Below are 20,819 nucleotides of genomic sequence, written 5' to 3' on the forward strand. Positions count from 1 at the left end.
GTGGAAGGAAAGGACCAAGCGGACTCCGGAGATGCCGCCCGAAAACCGGGCTGGTGGAGGCGCTGGGTGGTGGATCCCGTGGTCGGCCAGCTCAAGCAGGGCATCTCTCCCGACAAGCTCGGCTGGACCATCGGCGCGGGCGTCACTCTCGGCGTTTTTCCCGTCCTCGGCACCCGCGCCTGGCTCTGCCTGCTGGCCGGGTGGTGGTTCAAGCTGAACCAACCCGTGCTGCATTCCTTCAAGAGCCTCGTCTATCCGCTGCATGTCGCCCTGATCATCCCGTTCATCCACCTCGGGCAGTGGCTGTATGGAAAGGAAGCGCTGCGTCTTTCGTTCGGGTTCCTGCGCACCCGGTTTGCGGCGGACCCGTGGGCCTTCTGGCAGGAGTTCGGCTGGATCATCCTCCGCGCTGCCAGCGCCTGGGTGTTGGTCGCGCCTTTCGTCCTCGTGGCGGTGAAGTTCGCTGTCACCCCCATCCTGCGGCGGGTAGGGCTGAAGGAAAAGCCGGGCCGGACAGCGCCTTGAGCGGATGAGAAACCGGTATGTGAAATTCCCATGAAACGCCAAAGATTGCTGTTCGGCTGCGGAGTCTTCGTTAGGGTGGCAGGATGATTCCCAAATTTTTGCCCGCTGCCTTGGTGTGGCTGGCGGCGTCCGGACCGGTGGCCGCCCTCACGCCGGAGGCGACCGCAGCTCTGGAGGAGGTCGTTTCCGCCATCCGTGAGGAGGTGGACTCACGGAAAGATCTGTCAAATGAGCAGCGCGCCAGAAGCGGGGCGATTGTTGCGCAGGTCGAGCAGATGGCCACGCTTGATCCCACACAGCTTGAACAAAGTTTGGGGGCCTACACCGGTTACTTCACCTCGAGGAAGGTGACCGACGCCATCGCCGCCCTGAAGACCGAGTTGGCAAATGAGCGGAAGGCTGGAGAGAAGGAGGAACTGGCCAAACTGACGGCAATGCAGGAGAGGATCTCCAAAGCCATCAGGACTGCGAAGGAACCGTCGGAGCTGGACGGATTGATCACCGAACTGGCGACCATGAGATCGAGACAGTACGGTGGCTATCCGCAGAAATCCGAAGAACTCCAGCGTCTTTATGCGGCCCTCGAACCTGCGAAACATTTCGTCGAACGCTGGCAGGACTACCTCGCGGGCATGAAGTCGGGGAACAGAAGCCAGGCCAGGCAGGCGCTCCAGGAACTGAAACAGGTCGGGCATGGTGGAGGCACCTACATTCCACGGTCGGAACTGCTGGAACTCCTCAACGCCATATCGGCCTCGCCGGGGCAGTTGGGCAGGATCCTCGATGGCATCCGCATGCTGGAGGACATCCGCCCGGCCATTGCCACCCTGCAGGGAATGACCGGCGACAATGACGGCCAGCGGGAGCGTGTCCACGAATACATCCCGCCGCTGGCTTCCCTGGACAAATCCTACCGTGAATTCAAATCGGGCCTCTCCATTTCGCTGGAACTCGATCAGTCCACCTTTTCCCGTCTGCCGCAGGATCTCACCTCCAAAGTGTTGGAACTGAGGGGGGAGCTGATCAAGCTGGCGCTCCCGCGCTATGTGAACCCATCGCGGGAACCACAGATCCTCCCCGGCGAAAGCGTGCTCGCTTTCCTTGACCGCATCGCGGAGGAGGCGAGGGCACGCGGCGATGCGGAAGAGGGATTCCGCATCAAGCAGGCGAAGCGGCTGCTCAGCCGCGGGGAATCCTTCAGATCCCAGGACACGGAAGGCCTCACCGCGTGGACAGCAGGACAGAATCAGGAAGCCGCCGAGCAGTGGGAACTCGCCGTCATTTCCTACCAGCAGGCGCTGAAGAGCGGAAGTGACCTTGTGCCCGCCACTCTCATCGGAGAGAAGCTGGCGGCCATCAGGAACGCCCATCCGGAGGCCTATGAAAGCGGGGTGGAGCGCTTCCTTTCGCCGTCATCCGGTTCCTCATTCTCCGCATTCGACCGCCGTGTTCCCGGGAGGGAAGACCAGAGCCGCAAGACAGGGCCCACATTGGTGATTCCCGCCGCGGGCGATTCCGGATCGAAGCCAGTGGAAACCAAGGAACCTGCGGAAAAGCAATGATCGCGCGCGCATTCCTGGGAAGTTGGGCAGGCGTGTCCCTGATCCTATCCGTGATGGCGGCGGGGAGTGCGGTCGCCGCTCCCCCGCCTGCCCTCGACGTGCTGCTGGCGGAGGCTCCGGAGACGGTGGCAGGTGCGGAGGATCCGGCACAACTGGACGCTCTCATTTCACGGTTGTCTGCGGTGAATACGGGCGGTGGTGGAGTGGATTCCCCCGAAGAACGGGAGATGAAACTGAAAGTCCTCGTCATGCGGGATCTGGTGACGCGCTGGCAGGACTATCTGTCTGCCGTGAAGGCTGACCGTCCGGCGGAGGCATTGAGGCTTCTCAATGACATGAAGTCGATGGGCCGCATCGACATGATCCTTCCCCGCTCCAGGATCCTCGGACTCATGGATGGGATTGCGGGAGCGGATGAGACTGACCGTATCGTCTCGGAAATCGGGTCGCTCGATCAGGTCGGGGATGCCATCACCAAATTGCAGAGTATCTGGCTGGAGGGCTACCCCATCGGCCGACAGATCAGCGGTCTCATCGTCATGTTGGCGGAGATCGAGCAGAGCTACCGCGACTACAAGAGCGGGCTGCCTTTCTCACTGCGCTTCAAGATCGACCTGCGGGATGTGGCGTCGAGGAATTCCTTGGCCAAGATCATCGAGCTGCGCTCGCAGATGGTATTGATCGGGCTGCCGGACTACGTCGGTGCACCCAGTGGGACGAAGGCGCTCGAAGGGGAACAGACGAGGGATTTCATCACCCGCATCGAGACGGAGGCGAGGGAGCGGGGCGACATCCCGGTTGTCGTGGAGTGCAGGAGGGTGAGGGCTTTTTTCAAGGCTTCGGGAGAGCCATCGTCACTTGATGAGGGTGGCGTGCAGAGCCTCCTTGCCGCGCGTAACCAGGAGCAGGCGGGACAATATGATCTCGCGGTGGTTTCCTATCAGATGGCCCTCAGACATGGGGGCGACCTGGTCCCGGCGGATTGGGTCGGAAGCCGTCTGAAGGTGATCGAGGCGGAGCATCCCGGGAAATTCCGTGAGGGGATGTCGCGCATCCCCGGTTTGCGCCCGGCGAAATAATGCGGATGGCCACCGCGTCGGCGCGAGGTAGGCTGGAACCCGTGAAGGGAATTCTGGAAAGCATCTCACGGGGGATGGTGGCGGCGGCGTTGCTGCTCACCGGGGCATGCACCATGATTCCCGCGCCGGAGGTGAAGACCGTCCGCAATGTCGTCTTTTCCCGGCCGGACTGGCCGAAGCCGATGATGGCCCATGTCGATCTCCCGGAAGGTGAGGGGCCTCATCCGGCGGTCCTTCTCCTCCATGGTGGTGGCCTTGCGGACAGCGGTGGGCGCTGGCAGATGGCGGGCATCGCTGGCAGGCTGGCGCGACGCGGCTACGTGGTGGTGAACTCCACCTACCGCACCGTGCCGAAGTACCAGCACCCGGTCCCGCTGGAAGACGTGCGGGAAGCACTCCGCTGGATGAGGAGCGATGCCGGAGCGGCCCATGGCATCGACCCGCAGCGGATCGCCGTGTTCGGCTACTCGGCAGGGGGGTATCTTGCTTCGCTCGCGGCGCTCACCGAATCTCCCGGGAAAGATCGGGTGAAGGCCATCGTCGCCGGTGGCGCTCCATCCGACATGATCTTCTATGCGGAGGGGGATCTGGTTCCGAAATATATGGGAGGACGTCTTTACGAAGTGCCGGAGCGTTTCTACGAAGCCTCTCCGACGAACTACGTGACGAAGGCCAGCCCGCCGATCTTCCTCTACTATGGCGCCAAGGACCGCCTCGTCAGGCCGGAGCATCCGCTGCTGATGACGGAAACGTACCGGAAAGCCGGGGCACACCATGAGGTGAGGGAAATCCCCCGCCTGGGCCACATCTCCGCCTTCCTTTTTTCAAGCCGGGAGGTGGATGAGGCCATCGGCTTCCTTGATGGGGTGTTGAAGCGGTGATACTGTGGAAACCGTAGCTGCGGCGTCCCGCCGCAGGCCGTGATTGTGGCGTCCCGCCGCAATTCTTTCCGGAGTTCACCTTGGCTACGCAACATCGGCGGGACGCCGATGCCACGGCCTGCTGCGGGACGCAGCAGCCACGTCTGCCGCTATGGCTAACACGCCAGCGGGGCCGCCAGCTTCAGCAACGTCTGGTCCAGCTTGTACTTCTGGTTCGCCACGGCATCGATCGGCAGGTGGCCGTAGGTTCCGTCGCGATAGACCATGATGGCATTCGTCTCCCCGCGGTCGAGGGCATCCACCGCGGCGACGGCGAACTTGTAGGCCATCACCCGGTCATGAACCGTCGGTGAGCCACCACGCTGCACGTGGCCCAGCACGGTGAGGCGTGCCTCCATGCCGATGGAGTCGTTGATGTAGCGCGTCAGATACTCGGACATCTTCACTCCCTCCGCGACGACGGCGACGACGTATTCCCGCCCCTGCCCGATCTCATGCTTCAGCCGCGCCCCGATCTGGTCCAGATCGTAGGGGATCTCAGGCACCAAGCAGACCTCCGCCCCGCAGGACAGGGCGCTGACCAAGGCCAGGTAGCCGCAGTGGCGTCCCATCACCTCGATCACGAACGCCCGCCGGAAGGACGAAGCCGTATCCCGGATGGAGTCGATGGACTGGCGGATGATGTTGAGCGCGGTATCCACACCCAGGCAGTAGTCCGTCCCGGCGATGTCGTTGTCGATGGTGGCGGGGATGCCAGCGAACGGCACGCCGAAGTCGGCGTAAAATTGGTTCAGCGCACGGAAAGATCCGTCGCCACCGATGACGATCAACTTCTCGATCCCGCGCGCCTTCAGGTTCTCGAACGCTTTCTGGCGGAAGCTGATGTCGAAGAATTCCTTCGAGCGGGAAGAACGGAGGACCGTGCCGCCCCGGTGGAGTATCCCGGAGACGCGCTCCCGCGTGGCGGGGAAGATCTTGTTTTCGATCAAGCCGTTGAGTCCGTCATAGATGAGGAAAGGCTCGTAGCCGCGCTGCGACGCGTATTCCACCGCACATTTGATCGCGGGATTCATGCCGGCGGAATCGCCTCCGGAGGTCATGATGGCGAGGCCGGGCTTGTTCAGGGTGCTCATGGGATCGTGGCAGGCATTTAAGCAGGTTGGGTGCCGGGTCTGCGCGAAATCCGGACTTTTCGCGGAGAAGTGGAAACGCCAGCCCTCCCGGGGAGGAGTGCAAATAACGCGTGTTTTTCCAACCGCTGGCGCGGACCTCCGGAGCTACGGACGGACACCATGCTGGCTGGCGAAGGCATCCGCTGCCGCCGCATCGGTGGTGCGCCATCGATCCAGAACCATTTTCATGGTCGTGGAGCGGGCGTCGCCTTCGGGCATCGTGGCAGCCCACTGTGCCGCCGCTTCCGGCTGGTGGCGGGCCAGTGTGAGTGCATGGCTTCGCACGGCGGACGTCTTCACGTCGGAGTCAGGTTGGCTTTCCAGCCAACCACCGGCCGCCATGTAGTCGGTCTGTGTCCAGTCTCCCACCAGCTCCGGAATCACCTGGGAAACGATGGCGCGGTCGCTGATGTTTTCATCGATCCAGCCCAGCCAGCGCGGCGCTTCGTCCTGCCGGACATGCCGCCTTACCCGGAAAATGTAGTCGGCCAGTTCCTTCTGGGAAAACCCTGCCTTGCCGATCCAGTCCACCGCTTCGTCATAGCCATGGCTGAAGGAGTTCGTGATCAGAGTCCTGTTCACCCCGAAGCGGAGGTTGTCCTGCACCTCCGCATTGCCGAACCTGGGCAAATGGTCGCGGAAAGCGGCCAGCGATTCCGATGCCTGTTCCAGCGTCCTCGCACTGGAGGCGATCGCTCCTGTTGCATGTTCGATATTCGGAACTCCCAGCCCTTTGATCATCCGGAAAGCCAGTTCAGGGTCGGTCTGTCCCAGCGCGCGCAACACCCGGTCTGTGATGATGTCCTTTTCCCGGTCGGAGAATGACGCTCCATGTTCTTCATACCACCGTATCACTTCCTCGGGGGCTTCCCCGGCTCCCCGGACCATCGCGTCCGAGGTGATTCTCATCTTCCATCCGGGATCCCCGATGAGAGTGGGGTCGGCCGAAATGATCTTGAGCACCTCCAACGGATGCCTCTCTGTGAGCGATTCCAACAACAGGCTGAGCAGGCTTTGGCGTGATTCCTCCCCCAACTCCGGAGCGCTGAGGATCCCGGCGATGAGATCCTTCATCTGCCCCGGTTCCAGGCCGGTCAGGCGTCTCTGCCAGTCGAGCATCGCATCCCGCCGGGCATCCAGCGTCGCGAGGTCATCCTTGTCGGAAGACGTATCCAGTCCCTTCGCGAATGCCAGCAGTCCGCCGAGGAGGGATCTGGTGTCGCTGGCTCCGGCGGACCGTGGACGTCCTGTGTCCCCGCGGGATTCAACTGTCTTTCCGGATGGGATGGATGCAGCCGCGGCCTTCCGTAGAGCCTCGTTGGCTTCCCCGGTCTTGCCACGGATGAACCGATCCGCGGCTGCTCCCCCGGCCAGGATGATGAAAGTCAGGATCAATGCGGTTTTCATGGGCCCATGAAGGGGTTCTTTTTGATCTGCTCGATGGACTTGCCGCGGAGTTCGGGATCCTTGATCCGCTCGGCCAGTGAAAGCATTTTCTCCCTGCCGTAGGAGTTCCCCCACATCATGAAACTGACCAGGATCTGATCATTGCCGGTCTCTCCATGATAATGGACGGCCAGTTCATAGGCTTTTGCTCCGGCGCTCGATCCATTGTTACCCAGATCGGCCAGCGCGGATCCCATCGCCGCGTCCGCTCTTTCCGGTGATTGCGTGACGGCCCATGCGCGGAATTTGTCCAGCTCCTCCACGTTCAACCGGTTGCCCTCCACCAGGTAGCGGAACTTGGTGGTTGCGGTGGCCGCCACTCCCGCGAGCCGTTCCCTCGGGGTGGCCGCGACCTCATCCAGGTATCCGTCGATGTTTCCATATCCCGGATGGGCGGCGAGGGATCTGATGGGCGCGGAAATGGCGGGGGTCTGGTTGTCAGCGGACAGCGTCGCCCGTACGAGTGCTCCGTAGTTGGTCAGTGCGGGATCGGGAAAGCCCTGCTTGCCGAGGCCCCCTGAGCCGATGTTGAATTCCGTGATAATCCTCGCGCGCTGCGCTTCCGGCAAGGCGGCGATGCGGGCGGTGGCCGCCGTGGCATCGGTGCCGATGAGAACCTTCAACATCGCCGCCTCCATGATCGTCCGTTGGTAATTCTCACCGGACAATGCCTTCGACGTGAAGTCTCCCGCTGCGATCTTTCCATCGAGCCATGCGGTGGCTGTGCCGGGATCCGTGCCCGCCCATTTCGAAAAAACATTGAATACGAAACGGCCACTCTGAATCTCCGCACCGCCCGGGCTTGTGAGGTGATCCAGCAGGGCCACCGGATCCTTGGCGGCAAGGGCGGTGAGCACTTGCTCGTTCATGGCCCAACGCTCGCGCACATCCACATCCAGTGCGGCGATCTCCGCCAGTGCGGCGAGCAATTTCTCCGGGGACATCTCCCGCAGCAGGAGTTCCGCACGGTGAAGCTCCAGCTTGGCGAAGATTCCCTTGCTCGGTTGGCCGTGGATTTCGGAAAGGCGTTGCCAGCCGATCTTCTGCCGGGATGCCGGAATTTCACGCGGGGGGCGGCGACCCTTTTCACTTCCATCCGCCATCAATGGGTTACCACCATCGCCGCTTGCTTGCTGATGGATTTGGAGCCGTTCGCTGGCGGTCTGAAGTTCACCCCAACTCCGGCTGAGCCAAAGGCCGACCACGGCAAAAGCCAAGGCAGGAGGGATGAAATGGATGGGTTTCATTTGATCCCATGCTTCTCCGCGAAAGCCGCCGCCGCATCGGCGTCCTTGCCCTTCAGTTCGCGGTGGATCCTTTTCAGGGTGTTGTCCCGTTCCTTACCCGCCGGCAGGGTGAGCGCCCATTGGGCGGCGGTTTCCGGCTCATAGGGCGCGACGGTCTCCGCGTAGGCCTGGATGGCGGTGTTCTTCGACGGACCATCCGGCTCGGCGACCAGCCACTCACCGGCGGCCTTGTAGTCGTCGCGTGTCCATTGGCTGACGATCTGTTTCACCTGTGATGCGGATTTCTCCGGCGGCATGGTTTCGGTGACCCAGCCGATCCACTTCGCCTTGTCCTCCGGTTTCGAGTTGTAGGTGACGCCATCGGAGAAAGCCTCCATCTCTTCCGGAGAGAGCTTGGCGGAGGTGATCCACGCGGTGGAACTCTCGAAGCCTTCCCCCGCCATCTGTGACGCGAGCTGGCTGATCGCCTGTTGTGTGGCATGGGTTCTGCCGTCCCCGGCGGGCAGGCCGGCCGCATATTCGCGGAAAGCCTCCAGAGTCGCGGTCCGCTGCGCAGGCGTCCGGGCGGCCTGCATGATGGCGTTCAGCGGATTGTTCATTTCCGGGGAAGAACCGTCCGAAAGCTCCGCCAGCAGTTGGAACGCCCGCTTCGGGTCGGTCTGTGCGACGCCGGAGATGAGGTGCTGTTTCGTCTGCCCGGTGATGAGGTCGGCATGCTTTTCCTTGTTCGCTCGCATCCACTCCAGGGCGGCGTCAGGATCTTTTTTCGCCCATTCCCCCAGTGCGCTGGAAACCATGTGCTTGCTCATGCGGTTGTCGGGAAACAGATCCGTCGATTCGGTGAAAAGCTCGAGTGCCGTGCGGGGATGTTCCTTTGACAGGGTCATCACGGAAAAGCCGATCAGTCCCTGGCGGATCTCATCGCTCAGTCCCGGAGCGTTGCGGAACTCCGCGATCAGCGCCTTGAGCTGGGCGGAGTCCAGCGAAGTCATCCGGTCCATCAGGGCCAGCACCCGCTCCTGGAAGCCGGCCATGTCCGCATTCGGATTTCCGCCCTGCTTCTGCATGGCTTCCATTTCTTTGGCGAAGGCTATGACTTCGGCCGCGGTGGCCTTGGCAGCGGCTTCCCGGTCCGGACGCCGGCGGTGGGCCGCGGTTGTCTCCGCTTCCGGACTCTCCGCTCCGGTGGTGATGCCCAGTCTTTCCGCCTCGGAGTACAGTGCCTGCCGCTCTGTCCGGATGGTGGAAATGCGGCTCTGGTTGCGCCAGCCGACGAGGCCGATGGCGACGGCGAGACCGGCGGTGATGATGAGGGTGTGTTTCATCTCAGGGGCGGCGGGTTATTGGAATTTCTTGAGCACTTCGGCCCGTTTCTTCTCGTCACGGATTTTTCCGGCGAGTTCTCGTGACGCCTCCTTGTTGGAACGCGCGGCCCATCCATCGAGGAAGGTGGTGAGGATCTCGTCGTTGCCGGTCGATTCGTGGTATTGCCCGGCGAGCTTCGCTGCATTGGTGAACTGCTTCCGGTCGTCGAATCCGGCCATGTCGGACAGTGCCTTGCCCGTCGCTTTGTCCTCAGATCCCGGGGCCTGCGCGGCGGCCCATGTCCGCATCTCATCGATCTGTACGGAGGTGACGGGCGCGGAGTGGTTCAAGGTGGACAGGCGTCCCTGTGCCGCCCTGGTGACGATGGCGGCACGCTCCGCCTCCGTGGCCTGGATGCGCTCCATGTAGGCAGCGACCTCCGCGTAGCCTTTCTCCGAGGCGAGCTTCGCCGCCGGCTGGCCGAGCGCGTCCGGTTTCTCCTTTTCAGATGCCTGCTCGCGGACGAGCTTGGCGAAGGCGGAGTGATCCTCTTCCTTCAGGTTGGAGAGTTCATGATGCTTGAGGATCTCACCGCGTTGTTCTTCGGGTAACTTCCCAAGCCTGCGGGATGCTTCATCCGGATCCGAGCTGATGAGGAGGGACAGCAGCGCCCCTTCGAACTGCGTGCGTGCCTGGCTTTTTCCGTTCAGCGCCTTGCTGTCGAACTTGCCCTCCGCGATCTGTCCGTCGAACCAGGCGGTCGCCGCCGCCGGATCTTTCTCCGCCCATTGCTTCAATGCGGAGGAAAGCTGCCAGCCCCAGATGCCATTCCTGTCATTCAGCCGGTCGAGGAAGCGGTTGAGCGCCAGCTCCGGCTCCTTCTGGGCCAGAGGCCCGGCCAGCATCTGCTCCAGCATCATCCGCTCCTGCACCGTCAGGTCCAGGGCGGCGATCTCATCCAGCGCATCCGCCAGTTCCTCCGCGGTCATCTTCTGCAGCCGCTGCTGGAGCCGGATCATTGATTTCATGTCCCCCATGCCGCCCCCCCGCTGCATCTGGCCCATCTGCCCGGCCAGTTCTTTCCAATCGAACGGTTCCTCCTTTGGTCCCTCTTTCTTCACGGTGGCCCGGGAACGCTCAGGTGTTGTCGCCGGGCGGTCGATGCCCTCGCCGCCCGGACGGGACCGCTGCGCGGAAATGCGGCTGCCGAGATCCTTGTTTTCCGTCTCGATCCTGGAAATGGTCGCCGTCTGCGAACCGAGCCAGATGGCTCCGCCGATGGCGACGACGAGGGGTGGGAGAGTGGTCCCGGGTTTCATGGGTTCCTATCCTTTAACCACATCGATCGCGGAAGGGAGAGGAAAAAACGAAACGCCGGGGGTAAAACGAAACGCGGAGGCGGGGAGGTCGCGGAGAGGAGTGCGGAGAAGTTTTTTGAAATCAGTGAATCAGTGCAATCAGTTGTCATCCTCTCCAATCAAGCACACGGATCACAACGGATTGCAGCCCCTCCGCGCCTCTCTCCGCGACCTCCCCGCCTCCGCGTTTCGTTCCAAAATAACCCGCCGGAAAGGTATCAAAGCCCGCGGTACTGTGCCGCCAGCCTCTTCGCCGTGGCGATGGTGTTGCGGTGCAGCTTTGCCGTGAATTCCGGCTGCCGGTTGTAGCCGCCTCCGTAGAGGATGGCCACCGGGATGCGGTTCTTGATGAAAGCGGAAAGCAGCACCTCGTCCCGCCGCTGGATGTCCTTCAGGGAAAGGTGCATCTGTCCGAAGCGGTCGTTGCGGTGGTTGTCAGCCCCGGAAATCCAGATCACCAGGTCCGGAGCGAAGTCATCCAGCGCCTTCGCCAGCGTGCCGAAAAGCTGCTGCAAGTACATCTCCCCCTCCACATAGCGGATGGTCTCCACATCCAGGGAGCCGGTGATCTTCTTCGTCGGGTAGTTCTTCCCGACGTGGATGGAGTAGGTGAAGACGCGCGGATCATTTCCCAGGATGGCCGCCGTCCCGTTCCCCTGGTGGGCGTCCGTGTCCACCACCATGATCTTGATGGCGGGCTGCTTTTCCTGAAGGTCGCGGATGGCGACGGCGATGTCGTTGAAGACGCAGTAGCCTTCGCCGTGCTCGCTGAAGGCATGGTGGGTGCCCCCGGCCAGGCAGACGCCCACGCCTTCCTCCAGCGCCGCGTGGCAGGCCCGGCGGGTCGCCTCCACCTCCGTCGCGCTGCGCGCGAAAAGTTTCCCGTCCACCGGCAGGCCCAGCAGGATCTGCTCCTTCCGGTCCAGCGCGCCGGACTGGATCTTGCCGATGTAGTCCCGCTCATGCACCCGCTGGAGCAGATGCACGTCCGCCGGGCGCACGTCGATGATCTCCTCCGGCTTCAGGATGCCGCCCTCCAGCAGCATGTCCTTCGACACCCGGAACTTCTCCATCGGGAACGGATGGCCCGCCGGCAGGGCGAGTTCGAAATCCTGTGAGTAGAAGCAGCGCATGGCATGAGCCTCACGGATGTTCCGCCGGGAGTCCAGAGGCATTGCGCGGAATGAGGGCTCGCCGCAGTTGCCTCATTTCCCGCGCCATTCAGTCGCCGGTCGTCGTCGGGCTCTTGTTCCGTCTTTGGGAGAAGAACGTCAGGGATCAGGCGTCGGAGAAAGCCGTTTTTCTGCATCCGCCTGTTTGTCCTGTGGTGTTTCTGGAAGGATTGTAGCGGAGTCAGTAACAGAAATTAACGCTACCGCGTCGGTTTCGAAATGGGCAAAATAGCTTGTCCAGCAATCGGAAACCTCTGTTGCAACCTCTGCTCCGCATTCGCAAACCTGATTAGGACCATCACACCCATCCCTGCCGCAGCACCCGCTATGACGTCGCGCTTCGGGATGGTAACCTAGTCCGAATCTGTCGTCCAAGTTGATAAGGCAGTGGCCGTTCAATCGCTCAGGTTGAATGTCATGCGCAATCCAGTAATGCCCCCGCGGAATCATGTTTTTGCAGTCAGGCCAATCAGGATCAAAGTCCACAGGCACTGGTTCCAGGCAGCCAGTGAGGAATCTTCCACAGTTGCTACACTGGATGCGGAATAACATGTGGGGCGGTGTGACCCGGACAAACGTCCGCTTGTTGGACTGTCGATAGGTTATTCAGACAGTTCATCTCCTGGATCAGGAGGGCATGAGGGGACGAGGTCGAGAATGCGTTCGAACTCTTTCAGATCCGCTCGCTCGGCGCGCTGCCTCAGATAATCCACGGTATCCAATGCCGAGAGCTTCTCAGCGGCGGCGGTGATGAGGAACTGATTCATCGAATACCCGTCCTTCGCCGCCAATTCCTTGATGGCACGGTGGAGGGATTCGGGAACCCGGATGGACATGGTAGCCATAGTCGTCAAATCATGGTTAGGGCTTGCGAAGGAGTGATGATGCGGATGCCAAGTGTTTCGGATCCTCGGAAATCTTTGGTGTTCTGGGTGATGATGAATGGAGCGCCCGCAGCCAGCGCCAGCTCAAGGACGAGGTCATCATCAGGATCGGTGAGAAACGGACGCCAAGTGTAGAAAATTTTCTGGTGCTGGGAGAGCCTGCACAAGCCATCAACCACCTTGATGATCTGAGTTGGAGCGAGAGAAGGGACGAGCCCGGGACGCAAGCAGACCTCTTCATATTCGACGGCAAGGGCAACGGACAATGCCAAGCGGATCTGGCCCGCGAGGACCGCGCGCAAAACACGGTGACTCGCTCCGTCGCTGGAGCGGAGAGCGGAAACCAGAACGCATGTATCGAGGATCGCATACACCAATTAGGTATTATCCGTGATACCATAGTCGGCGCAAGAGGTATTTTCAGTGACGATCGATCATTCGGCGATAGCCGCCTCATTTACCGCGCTTCATCGGCACACGGATCTCATCCGGCGGGTCCTTCCCGATCAGCACGGAAGCATCTTCATAGCCCTCGCTCCCGATGGTGAGGCGGAACGGGTTGTTGGCGATCCCTTCTAGATCCACGATCATGCCGTCGGTGGTCGCGGTGGTTCCTGCCCGGAAAAGGGGCAGCTCGACATTCCTGCTGGCCGGGGAGTTCGAAGAATCCTTCAGGCGGACCGCGTTCAGATTCTCTCCCGTTTCCGCATCGTAGGGGATCAGGCTGACCTTCACCGGATAGCTGCCGCGCAGGCTCTCCATACTCCACCATTCCAAAGTCTGGTGGAGGGTGGAGAAGAAGAACGAAACGACCAGGACCGCTGCCGCGATGCGAGAGGTGACGTCCTTATCCACGCGCTTTTCCCCCGCTGGGACCATTTTGCAACTGAACCACTCCCGCTGCGTCCTCCGTAGCAGCACGACAAGCGCGTAGATCGCCGCCACCGAGAGGAGGCCGCCTGAGATCATGTCCCGCAATGAGCCGGGATGGGTCCACGGGATCTTGCCCCCCGCGTAGAGGCCGGCATGGAGCAATCCGGGAAGCAGCAGCATCACGGAAATGACGATGCCGGCGATCCAGTGGCCCCGCCTGCGGCTGAGCAGCCCCCAGCCGATGAAGGCGATCAGGAAACCGAGATCCCATGACGAATGTCCGGCCAGCGCCCCGGCCACCATGCCCACAAACGTGAACGTCCCCCATCCCAGCAGGAGCGCCGCGGTGGTGACCACGTGGAACGGTGGGAGGGGCGGCTGCATTTCCTTCATCCCGGAAGGTTGGGGAAGCCGCCGGTCGGATGCAATGGCGGCAATCCGGCTACGGGTTTCCGTGGAGGTTTGCGCTGGCGGAGGTTCGATGGAATGGTAGTCTTGTCGTTAGTGCTGCTTTCTGCCGGTATTTTACGCAGTATTGCGGGAAAGGAGTCGCAATGGTATCCGCTTCCTCTGGTAAGGATCGAATTTTGTGTTTGGTGGTTTTAATACGAGCTGGCGGTCGATCGGTAATGAAAGCAGAAGAAGCATTTAATGTGATCAATAACCTGCACGTGAGGGAGGCGTTGAGAAGATTTCAGCCTCAATGGTCGATTGTATCCATCTCATCTGCCGGCGAGATTATGGGTGTTGCCACTTATAAGAACTGCCCTCAAACGAAGGAACAGTTGGATGTTTTCAACGAGTTTCCCGGTTCGATCCAAATCACTGCGTGGCCAGATAGGTTCAGCTCGGTCGAAGCGCTGGAAAAGGTTGTCAGGGAATCGGTTGATCTTGCCCGTAAATATTGAGAATGGCCGCTGCCTGCTTCAGTGGATCATGGGTGTCAGACAATGGCACCGCTGCGCACTCCCCCTCGTGCAGCCCTTGAGTGGGGGCCGCTCTCCTGAACCTGTTCGTCGCAAACTTGATGTTCCCCCCCCCGTTGATTTCTCGCTCCGTACTTGATTCCCATCCCGGGATTCCGGACGCTCCGTCCGTGTTTCAGATCGTCTTCAATGAAATCAGCGCGGCGGAGATCTCCGCTTTGGGCACGCTCGAGCAGCTCGAACTGCTGGAGGAGTTCAAGGTTTCCCAAAAAGACCTGGAGACCCTGAATGGTGAGCGCTTCGGCAAGATCGACCGCGACGGAAAGATCCTCTACCGTTTCCGGGCGAAGGACTACCGCATCTATTTCTCCGTGAAGGAAGGCTCCGTGATCGTCCACCGTGTTCTGCACAAGGGGACGTTCTCCGATTTCCTGTTCCGCTCGAAGATGCCACTCGGCGAAGACGAGGAGCTGGCGAAATCGAAGCACTTCTGGAAACTCATCGACGAAGGCCGGAACGCGAAGCGCCTGTGATGCCGCCCTGCCGGACTGGGACCGCGGGATTTATCCCGCCCCATGGAACCCGGCGAAACCAAGCGGAATGAATTCCGCGGTCCTGGCCACAACCCGACGCGATCCCGCTGATTTGATGCTGACAGCCGCGGGTGTCCGCTGCATTTTCCGGAAATGAGATGGCTCGGTCTGCTGCTGGCGCTCGCGGTTGTGGGGGGCAGTTGGTTCATGTTCTCCCGCTCCGGTGAGCGGCTGGAGGTGCTGGAGAGCCGCATCGACGCGCTGCTGGAATCCGGCGACCAGGAGGTCGAGATCCCCGGCCTGGAGAATGCGATCCATTCGCTGGAAACGACCCGCACGTTCAATGGCATCCTGTTGGCCATCGGCAGCGCCGCATTTCTCGGCACGCTGTTCGTGACCTTCATCCTGCCAAGCTGGGCCAGCCGTGTTTCCCAGTCCGTCTATGGCAGCAATGCGGAGGTGGACGAGCCGACCGTCCTCCACGAAGCCCGTGGGCTGGTTGCGAAAGGGGAGTATGACGCCGCCATCGCCGCTTTCCGGAAAGCCGTGGAGGAGGACCCCACCAACTGCCTGCCGTGGACGGAGATCGCCCGCATCCACTCCCGCCACCTCGACCAACCGGGGCAAGCGGTGGCCATCCTCAACGAGGCGCTCGCGTTCCGGGATTGGCCGCAGGAGGAGCAGTCCTTCCTCCTGTTCCGCTTGGCGGACCTCCACAATGAGGATCCGCAGGGCAGGGGACAGGCGGTGGCCATGCTGCGGCGGGTCATCCAGTCGTTCCCGGACTCCCGCCACGCCATGAACGCCCGCCAACGGCTGAAGGAGTGGGGAGCGGCCTGATCATTCCATGACCGGCCCGGCCATGATTTCCGCGATGAAGGACCGCACCGGGAAATTTTCCGGACGCCACCCCTTGTTCGCGGTGGCATGTGTGGCCGTCTGCGCGGTGGTTGCGGCGGACTGGCACTGGGTGGTCGGAGTTTTGGTCGCTCTCATCGGGGGAGGGTTCGGGTGGTTTTCCGGAAAGCCGGGACGTGGGATCGCCTGGCTGGTATGTGGGTTGGTAGCGGTGGCCGTGTTCTCGGTGCGGAATGATGGCCACCTGAGGGCGGAAAGTGGATTGGTCGATACCGGCGGGCGCTATGAAGCTGTCATCCTGGCGAATGCCAAAGGCGGTCCCGGCCGTTGGTCCGCTCCCGCCCGCATTTCCGAGGGACCGTGGAAAGGCACCCGGATCCAGTGGGAAGGTTCGGGCGACTTGCCGGTGGCCGGAGCCCGTGTCAGCGGGGGAGGGAACTTCGTGGAGCTGCGGGAGCCGCGGAATCCGGAGGAGTTCGATGAGGCGCAGTGGCTGCGGAGAAAGGGAGTGGCGGCGGTTTTCCGGTCACGGGACAATGCGGTCCACACCGGCCCGCTGGCGGCATTCGGGGCGGTGGTCCGCACGGGATTTCGGACCGGGGTGACCGAGGGTCTGGAGGAAGATTCGCGGCAGGCGAAGGTCATCCGTGCCATCGTCATCGGCGAGTCTCCGGCGGATGCGGATGAGCTGGTGGCCGCGTTCCGCAACAGCGGCACGCTCCACATTTTCTCCGTCAGCGGCATGCACGTGGCCATGGTGGGCGGCATCGCGTGGTTCGTCCTCCGGCAACTGCGGGTTTCCCGCCGCCGGGCGGTCCTGCTCATTCTGCCGTTGGTCTTCGGCTACTCATGGATCACCGGCAACAGCGCTCCGGCGGTCCGCTCCGCCTGGATGATGGCGGTGTTCCTCCTCGCCTTCAGTTTCCGGCGCCAGCCGGACCTGCTCAACGCACTGGGCGCGGTGCTGCTGGCGGCGGTGCTGTGGGACGGGAACCTGCTGTTCCAGCCGGGTGTGCAGATGTCCTATGGAGTGGTCGCCGCCATCGCGGTGGGGACTTCGTGGGCTTCCCGCTGGTTCGCCTGGATGGCGGAAAAGGAAGAGTATCTGCCGGACAGCCTCATGACCGGGTGGCAGGCGCGCTGGCTCCTGTGGCGGAAGCGGCTGGCCACCTCGCTGGGCGTCTCCACCGCGGCCTGGATCGGCTCGACCCCGCTGACCATCTGGCATTTCGGGCTGGTCACTCCGGTCGCGTTGATCGGCACCCTGTTTCTAAGTATCCCGGTGACACTGATGCTGGGGGCGGCGTTGTTTTCCGCCTCGATCCATCCGTTGGCACCCCGGGCGGCCGGATGGCTCAACATGGTGAATGGAAAGGTGGCGGATGTCTGCGTGGTGCTGGCGCAGGGGCTTTCCTCCATCCCTGGCTCTCATTTCACGACCAAGCCGTCGGGCGAGCCGATGCTGGTGGTCTATGATCTCGATTATGGGGCTGCCGCCGCGTGTTTCTCCGGTGGGCGGGAGGGAGCGGTGCTGCTGGACTGTGGGGATCCCCGGGCCTTCCGCTTCCGGGTCGCCCGGTCGCTGCGAGGCATGGGGATCGAGCCGGACTCGGTGGTCATCAGCCAGCCGGACGGCGGGCATCTGGGCGGTGCCTCCGATGTGTGGGAGGCATTTCCCATCCGCCAGGCATGGATGCCCGTTGAAAAGGCCCGCAGCCCCGTGTTCCGGGAGTGGCTCCGCGACGGACCGGACGCCGGGGTGAAAATCCTCAAAGCCGGGGAGGTGGATGAACTTCCCTTCCCGGATGGCGCACGGCTGGAGGTGCTGCACGTGCCTGACCCTGCTGCCCAGAATGCGCGCGCGTCCAGCCGGGTCGCGGTTTTCCGCCTCCACTGGCGGGGCTGGAAGGTGCTCCTGACCGGGGACGCAGGGATGATGGCGGAGGCACGCATGCTGGCATCCGGCAGGGACCTGTCCGCGGATGTGATCATCACCGGGAGGCATCCATCCGACCCGACGCTCGGCGCGGTGTTTCTGGATGCCGTGCGGCCGCAAGCCATCATCGCCCGCCACTCGGACTTCCCGGCGACCGAGCGGCTGGATCCCCGGCAGGTCGCTTTCTGGGAATCCCGCGGCATCACCGTGGTCCACCAGGGAAAAACCGGCGGCGTCACCATCCGCGTGGATGGCGACGGGGACCTGCTGCTGGAAGGATATGTGGACGGCTCCGTGGTCAGGCTCAGGCGCTGAATATGGCGGCGATCACCGGTCGCCGCTTCCCGCCGCTTCCGCTTTCCGCCCCCGCAGGCGGAACATGACCTTTCCTTCCGCCTCCCACTGGAGCTGGAAGTCCGTTTTCGGGTAGAAAAACGTGTCTTCCTCCCACTCCAGGCGCTCGAACTTGCCGAACGCCGCCACCTTTTGCTCCGCCCACCTGAAGTATTCCTCGTGGTCGGTCATGAAAAGAAACTCACCGCCCGGGACCAGTCCTCCCCACACCGCTTCCAGAAACTCCTGCTGCACGATGCGGCGCCGCTGGTGCTTGAACTTCGGCCACGGGTCCGGGCAGAGAAGGTGCAGGCGTGAGATGGACTCCGGCGGCAGGATCCACTCCACGGTGTAGCGGCTCTCCAGCCGCAGCACCCGGCAGTTCGTGAGCCCGCGCTTCGTCGCCTTTTTGCAGACCTTCCGCACCCGGCCCAGCAGGCGCTCCACGCCGAGAAAGTCCCGCTCCGGATGATGCGCCGCCATTTCCATGAGGAAGGAACCATCGCCGCAGCCCAGGTCCACCTCCAGCGGCCTGTCCTCCCGCACCAGGTCGGATTTCTCCAGTTTTCGGAAATAATGGTCCGGGACGAATTCGCCCGCCATCGCGGGGCGAGGGAGGACATTGAGAGGCTGGGAATCGCTCACGGCGGGAATCAACATCCGGCAACCGGGGCTTCCGCAACCTCAAATCCACTGTCCGGCGGAACTCCCGCTTGACGCTGTTTCCCTTCCACTCCTAGCCTTTCCAGCCGACGGGTGGCTTCTCTGGCCGCCTCTCACGACCCAACTCCCAATCTTCCCAACCGTGGACCTCCAGGAAATCCGCCGAATCGTCGAACTCATGAACGAGCACGGGCTCACCCATTTCGACCTCACCAAGAAGGACTTTCACCTCAAGCTGAAGAAAGGCGCGGACCTGGATGATCTCCGTGGCCTCCTTTCCGCCCTCCCCGCCCAGCAGGCCGCCGCCCCGGTCCACGTGGCTGCCGCCGCGACCGCTCCATCCGCCTCCACTCCGGCCGCGGCTCCTGCCGCCGAAGGCACCGAGATCACCTCACCGATGGTCGGCACCTTCTACCGCAAGCCCGCTCCGGACGCGCCGAACTTCGCGGAAGTCGGCACCGCCGTTTCCGAAGGCCAGACCCTCTGCATCATCGAGGCGATGAAGGTCATGAACGAGATCAAGGCCGAGAAATCCGGCACCATCTGCGCCGTGGTCGCCGAGGACGGCAAGCCCGTCCAATACGGTGACGTCCTTTTCCGCATCAAATAAGTTGATGGTTTCCGGGCGATAGTTGATGGCGGATCGCTCCGCCTCTTCCCGACTATCAACCATCAACTCCTTACTCTCAACTGTCTTCCCCATGTTCAAACGCGTCCTGGTCGCCAACCGCGGCGAAATCGCCCTCCGCATCATCCGCGCCTGCCGCGAACTCGGAGTTGAATCCGTCGCCGTCTATTCCGAGGCGGATGTCGATTCGATGCACGTCCAGCTCGCGGACCAGGCGGTCTGCATCGGGCCGGCCTCCAGCAAGGAATCCTACCTCAAGGCGGACCGCATCATCGCCGCCGCGGAGGTCACCGGCGCGGAGGCCATCCATCCCGGCTACGGATTCCTTTCGGAGAACGCCCGCTTCGCGGAAATCTGCGAGACTTCCGGCATCAAGTTCATCGGCCCGTCCGCCAAGGTCATCTCCATGATGGGGGACAAGGCGACCGCCCGCGCGACCGCCATCGCCAATAATGTCCCGATCACTCCGGGGTCGGACATCATGCCGACCGCCGAGGAAGCGCTGGCGAAGGCGAAGGAGATCGGCCTGCCGGTCATGATCAAGGCGACCGCTGGTGGCGGTGGCCGGGGCATGCGTCCCTGCTTCAAGGAAGAGGACTTCATTTCCCTGTTCCGCGCCGCGTCCAACGAGGCGATGGCCGCCTTTGGCAACGGCGAGTGTTACCTTGAGAAGCTGGTGCTCAATCCGCACCACATTGAGTTCCAGGTCATCGCGGACTCCCACGGCAACTTCATCCACCTCGGTGAGCGGGACTGCTCCATGCAGCGCCGCAACCAGAAGATCATCGAGGAGTGCCCGTCCCCGCTCATTTCCCCCGAGCTCCGCGCGCGGATGGGAGAGGCCTCCGTCAATCTGATCCGGAACATCGGCTACCAGAACGCCGGAACCATCGAGTACCTCGTCGATGAGGCGGGCGAGAATTTCTACTTCATGGAAATGAACACCCGGATCCAGGTGGAACACCCGGTGACGGAGGAGGTCATGGGTTGTGAACTCATCAAGGAGCAGATCCGCGTCGCCGCAGGGGAATCGCTGTCCCACCACGTTCTCCAGGCCCAGCCACGCGGCCACTCCATCGAGTGCCGGATCAACGCGGAAGACCCCTACAACAACTTCACCCCCAGTCCGGGCAACATCGACCTCTGGTATGCCCCCGGCGGCAAGGGCGTCCGCGTGGATACCCACGTCTATTCCGGCTACACCGTTCCTCCGCACTACGACTCGATGATCGCCAAGCTGATCGTCACCGGCGCCACCCGTGAGATCGCCATCGCCCGGATGAACCGGGCGCTCGGTGAGTTCATGATTCGCGGGATCAAGACCACCATCCCGTTCCAGCAGGAGATCATCAACCATCCTGACTTCAAGAGCGGCAACTACGACATCGGCTGGGTTGCCCGTTACCTGGAACAGCGGAAGTAAGGAGGACATTGCGGC

The 20,819-nt window shown here is 62.3% G+C and carries 20 protein-coding genes; 10 read left to right on the plus strand and 10 right to left on the minus strand.

Annotation, left to right across the window (positions count from 1 at the left end; genetic code table 11):
- The 4 genes from KF712_09965 to KF712_09980 all read left to right on the plus strand — a co-directional run bounded on the left by KF712_09965 (nucleotide 1) and on the right by KF712_09980 (nucleotide 4,047).
- Nucleotides 1–525 carry a DUF2062 domain-containing protein gene (locus KF712_09965; protein ID MBX3741304.1) on the plus strand — a complete coding sequence of 175 codons (525 nt, stop codon included), beginning with the start codon at nucleotides 1–3 and terminating at the stop codon, nucleotides 523–525.
- An 83-nt stretch (nucleotides 526–608) separates the two neighbouring features.
- Complete coding sequence (locus tag KF712_09970) at nucleotides 609–2,087, plus strand: hypothetical protein (GenBank protein MBX3741305.1); 1,479 nt, start codon at nucleotides 609–611, stop codon at nucleotides 2,085–2,087.
- Nucleotides 2,088–2,119: 32 nt separating this feature from the next.
- Nucleotides 2,120–3,166, plus strand: coding sequence for a hypothetical protein (locus KF712_09975; protein MBX3741306.1), 1,047 nt, complete (start codon nucleotides 2,120–2,122; stop codon nucleotides 3,164–3,166).
- Between the two features lie 41 nt (nucleotides 3,167–3,207).
- Nucleotides 3,208–4,047, plus strand: a complete 840-nt coding sequence (locus KF712_09980; GenBank protein MBX3741307.1) for an alpha/beta hydrolase — start codon at nucleotides 3,208–3,210, stop codon at nucleotides 4,045–4,047.
- A gap of 155 nt (nucleotides 4,048–4,202) precedes the next feature.
- Here the strand turns inward: KF712_09980 and KF712_09985 are convergent, their stop codons facing one another.
- The 9 genes from KF712_09985 to KF712_10025 form a co-directional block, all read right to left on the minus strand.
- Nucleotides 4,203–5,180: a 6-phosphofructokinase gene (locus tag KF712_09985; protein ID MBX3741308.1), complete on the minus strand. Its 978-nt coding sequence runs from the start codon at nucleotides 5,178–5,180 to the stop codon at nucleotides 4,203–4,205.
- A 144-nt stretch (nucleotides 5,181–5,324) separates the two neighbouring features.
- Complete coding sequence (locus KF712_09990) at nucleotides 5,325–6,626, minus strand: hypothetical protein (GenBank protein MBX3741309.1); 1,302 nt, start codon at nucleotides 6,624–6,626, stop codon at nucleotides 5,325–5,327.
- Nucleotides 6,623–7,768 (minus strand): hypothetical protein, encoded by a 1,146-nt coding sequence (locus KF712_09995; protein ID MBX3741310.1) that lies wholly within the window; start codon nucleotides 7,766–7,768, stop codon nucleotides 6,623–6,625. Before KF712_09995 ends, KF712_09990 begins: the two co-directional genes overlap by 4 nt.
- A gap of 140 nt (nucleotides 7,769–7,908) precedes the next feature.
- Nucleotides 7,909–9,237, minus strand: a complete 1,329-nt coding sequence (locus KF712_10000) for a hypothetical protein (protein ID MBX3741311.1) — start codon at nucleotides 9,235–9,237, stop codon at nucleotides 7,909–7,911.
- A 15-nt stretch (nucleotides 9,238–9,252) separates the two neighbouring features.
- Nucleotides 9,253–10,536 carry a hypothetical protein gene (locus KF712_10005; protein ID MBX3741312.1) on the minus strand — a complete coding sequence of 428 codons (1,284 nt, stop codon included), beginning with the start codon at nucleotides 10,534–10,536 and terminating at the stop codon, nucleotides 9,253–9,255.
- A 257-nt stretch (nucleotides 10,537–10,793) separates the two neighbouring features.
- Entirely contained in the window at nucleotides 10,794–11,750 is a 957-nt protein-coding gene (locus KF712_10010; protein ID MBX3741313.1) for a histone deacetylase, read from the minus strand.
- Between the two features lie 599 nt (nucleotides 11,751–12,349).
- Complete coding sequence (locus KF712_10015) at nucleotides 12,350–12,592, minus strand: toxin-antitoxin system HicB family antitoxin (protein ID MBX3741314.1); 243 nt, start codon at nucleotides 12,590–12,592, stop codon at nucleotides 12,350–12,352.
- 5 nt (nucleotides 12,593–12,597) lie between these two features.
- Nucleotides 12,598–13,005: a putative toxin-antitoxin system toxin component, PIN family gene (locus tag KF712_10020; GenBank protein ID MBX3741315.1), complete on the minus strand. Its 408-nt coding sequence runs from the start codon at nucleotides 13,003–13,005 to the stop codon at nucleotides 12,598–12,600.
- A gap of 79 nt (nucleotides 13,006–13,084) precedes the next feature.
- Entirely contained in the window at nucleotides 13,085–13,888 is an 804-nt protein-coding gene (locus KF712_10025) for a hypothetical protein (protein ID MBX3741316.1), read from the minus strand.
- A gap of 245 nt (nucleotides 13,889–14,133) precedes the next feature.
- On the opposite strand from KF712_10025, the gene KF712_10030 reads away from it, so the two are divergent.
- The 4 genes from KF712_10030 to KF712_10045 all read left to right on the plus strand — a co-directional run bounded on the left by KF712_10030 (nucleotide 14,134) and on the right by KF712_10045 (nucleotide 18,072).
- A complete protein-coding gene (locus KF712_10030) occupies nucleotides 14,134–14,412 on the plus strand; it encodes a hypothetical protein (GenBank protein MBX3741317.1) in 279 nt (92 codons plus the stop codon).
- Between the two features lie 188 nt (nucleotides 14,413–14,600).
- Nucleotides 14,601–14,963, plus strand: coding sequence for a hypothetical protein (locus KF712_10035; GenBank protein ID MBX3741318.1), 363 nt, complete (start codon nucleotides 14,601–14,603; stop codon nucleotides 14,961–14,963).
- A gap of 153 nt (nucleotides 14,964–15,116) precedes the next feature.
- On the plus strand, nucleotides 15,117–15,803 hold the full coding sequence (locus KF712_10040; GenBank protein MBX3741319.1) for a tetratricopeptide repeat protein: 687 nt from the start codon (nucleotides 15,117–15,119) through the stop codon (nucleotides 15,801–15,803).
- 7 nt (nucleotides 15,804–15,810) lie between these two features.
- Entirely contained in the window at nucleotides 15,811–18,072 is a 2,262-nt protein-coding gene (locus tag KF712_10045; protein MBX3741320.1) for a ComEC/Rec2 family competence protein, read from the plus strand.
- A gap of 12 nt (nucleotides 18,073–18,084) precedes the next feature.
- Here the strand turns inward: KF712_10045 and trmB are convergent, their stop codons facing one another.
- Complete coding sequence (gene trmB, locus KF712_10050; GenBank protein ID MBX3741321.1) at nucleotides 18,085–18,693, minus strand: tRNA (guanosine(46)-N7)-methyltransferase TrmB; 609 nt, start codon at nucleotides 18,691–18,693, stop codon at nucleotides 18,085–18,087.
- Nucleotides 18,694–18,895: 202 nt separating this feature from the next.
- Here trmB and accB point away from each other — a divergent pair, with 202 nt between their 5' ends.
- Both accB and accC read left to right on the plus strand, forming a co-directional pair.
- On the plus strand, nucleotides 18,896–19,363 hold the full coding sequence (gene accB / locus KF712_10055; protein MBX3741322.1) for an acetyl-CoA carboxylase biotin carboxyl carrier protein: 468 nt from the start codon (nucleotides 18,896–18,898) through the stop codon (nucleotides 19,361–19,363).
- A 91-nt stretch (nucleotides 19,364–19,454) separates the two neighbouring features.
- Complete coding sequence (gene accC / locus KF712_10060) at nucleotides 19,455–20,804, plus strand: acetyl-CoA carboxylase biotin carboxylase subunit (protein ID MBX3741323.1); 1,350 nt, start codon at nucleotides 19,455–19,457, stop codon at nucleotides 20,802–20,804.
- Nucleotides 20,805–20,819 lie beyond the last annotated feature (15 nt).

It is taken from the genome of Akkermansiaceae bacterium (genome assembly GCA_019634595.1).
Classification (GTDB): domain Bacteria; phylum Verrucomicrobiota; class Verrucomicrobiia; order Verrucomicrobiales; family Akkermansiaceae; genus Luteolibacter.

Excerpts from the sequence above, each read along its gene's own strand:
- KF712_09970 (MBX3741305.1), top strand. The coding sequence starts at position 609 with ATGATTCCCAAATTTTTGCCCGCTGCCTTGGTGTGGCTGGCGGCGTCC.
- KF712_09985 (MBX3741308.1), bottom strand. The coding sequence starts at position 5,180 with ATGAGCACCCTGAACAAGCCCGGCCTCGCCATCATGACCTCCGGAGGC.
- KF712_09990 (MBX3741309.1), bottom strand. The coding sequence starts at position 6,626 with ATGAAAACCGCATTGATCCTGACTTTCATCATCCTGGCCGGGGGAGCA.
- KF712_09995 (MBX3741310.1), bottom strand. The coding sequence starts at position 7,768 with ATGGCGGATGGAAGTGAAAAGGGTCGCCGCCCCCCGCGTGAAATTCCG.
- KF712_10000 (MBX3741311.1), bottom strand. The coding sequence starts at position 9,237 with ATGAAACACACCCTCATCATCACCGCCGGTCTCGCCGTCGCCATCGGC.
- KF712_10005 (MBX3741312.1), bottom strand. The coding sequence starts at position 10,536 with ATGAAACCCGGGACCACTCTCCCACCCCTCGTCGTCGCCATCGGCGGA.
- KF712_10010 (MBX3741313.1), bottom strand. The coding sequence starts at position 11,750 with ATGCCTCTGGACTCCCGGCGGAACATCCGTGAGGCTCATGCCATGCGC.
- KF712_10015 (MBX3741314.1), bottom strand. The coding sequence starts at position 12,592 with ATGGCTACCATGTCCATCCGGGTTCCCGAATCCCTCCACCGTGCCATC.
- KF712_10025 (MBX3741316.1), bottom strand. The coding sequence starts at position 13,888 with ATGCAGCCGCCCCTCCCACCGTTCCACGTGGTCACCACCGCGGCGCTC.
- KF712_10030 (MBX3741317.1), top strand. The coding sequence starts at position 14,134 with ATGAAAGCAGAAGAAGCATTTAATGTGATCAATAACCTGCACGTGAGG.
- KF712_10040 (MBX3741319.1), top strand. The coding sequence starts at position 15,117 with ATGAGATGGCTCGGTCTGCTGCTGGCGCTCGCGGTTGTGGGGGGCAGT.
- KF712_10045 (MBX3741320.1), top strand. The coding sequence starts at position 15,811 with ATGACCGGCCCGGCCATGATTTCCGCGATGAAGGACCGCACCGGGAAA.
- trmB (MBX3741321.1), bottom strand. The coding sequence starts at position 18,693 with ATGGCGGGCGAATTCGTCCCGGACCATTATTTCCGAAAACTGGAGAAA.
- accC (MBX3741323.1), top strand. The coding sequence starts at position 19,455 with ATGTTCAAACGCGTCCTGGTCGCCAACCGCGGCGAAATCGCCCTCCGC.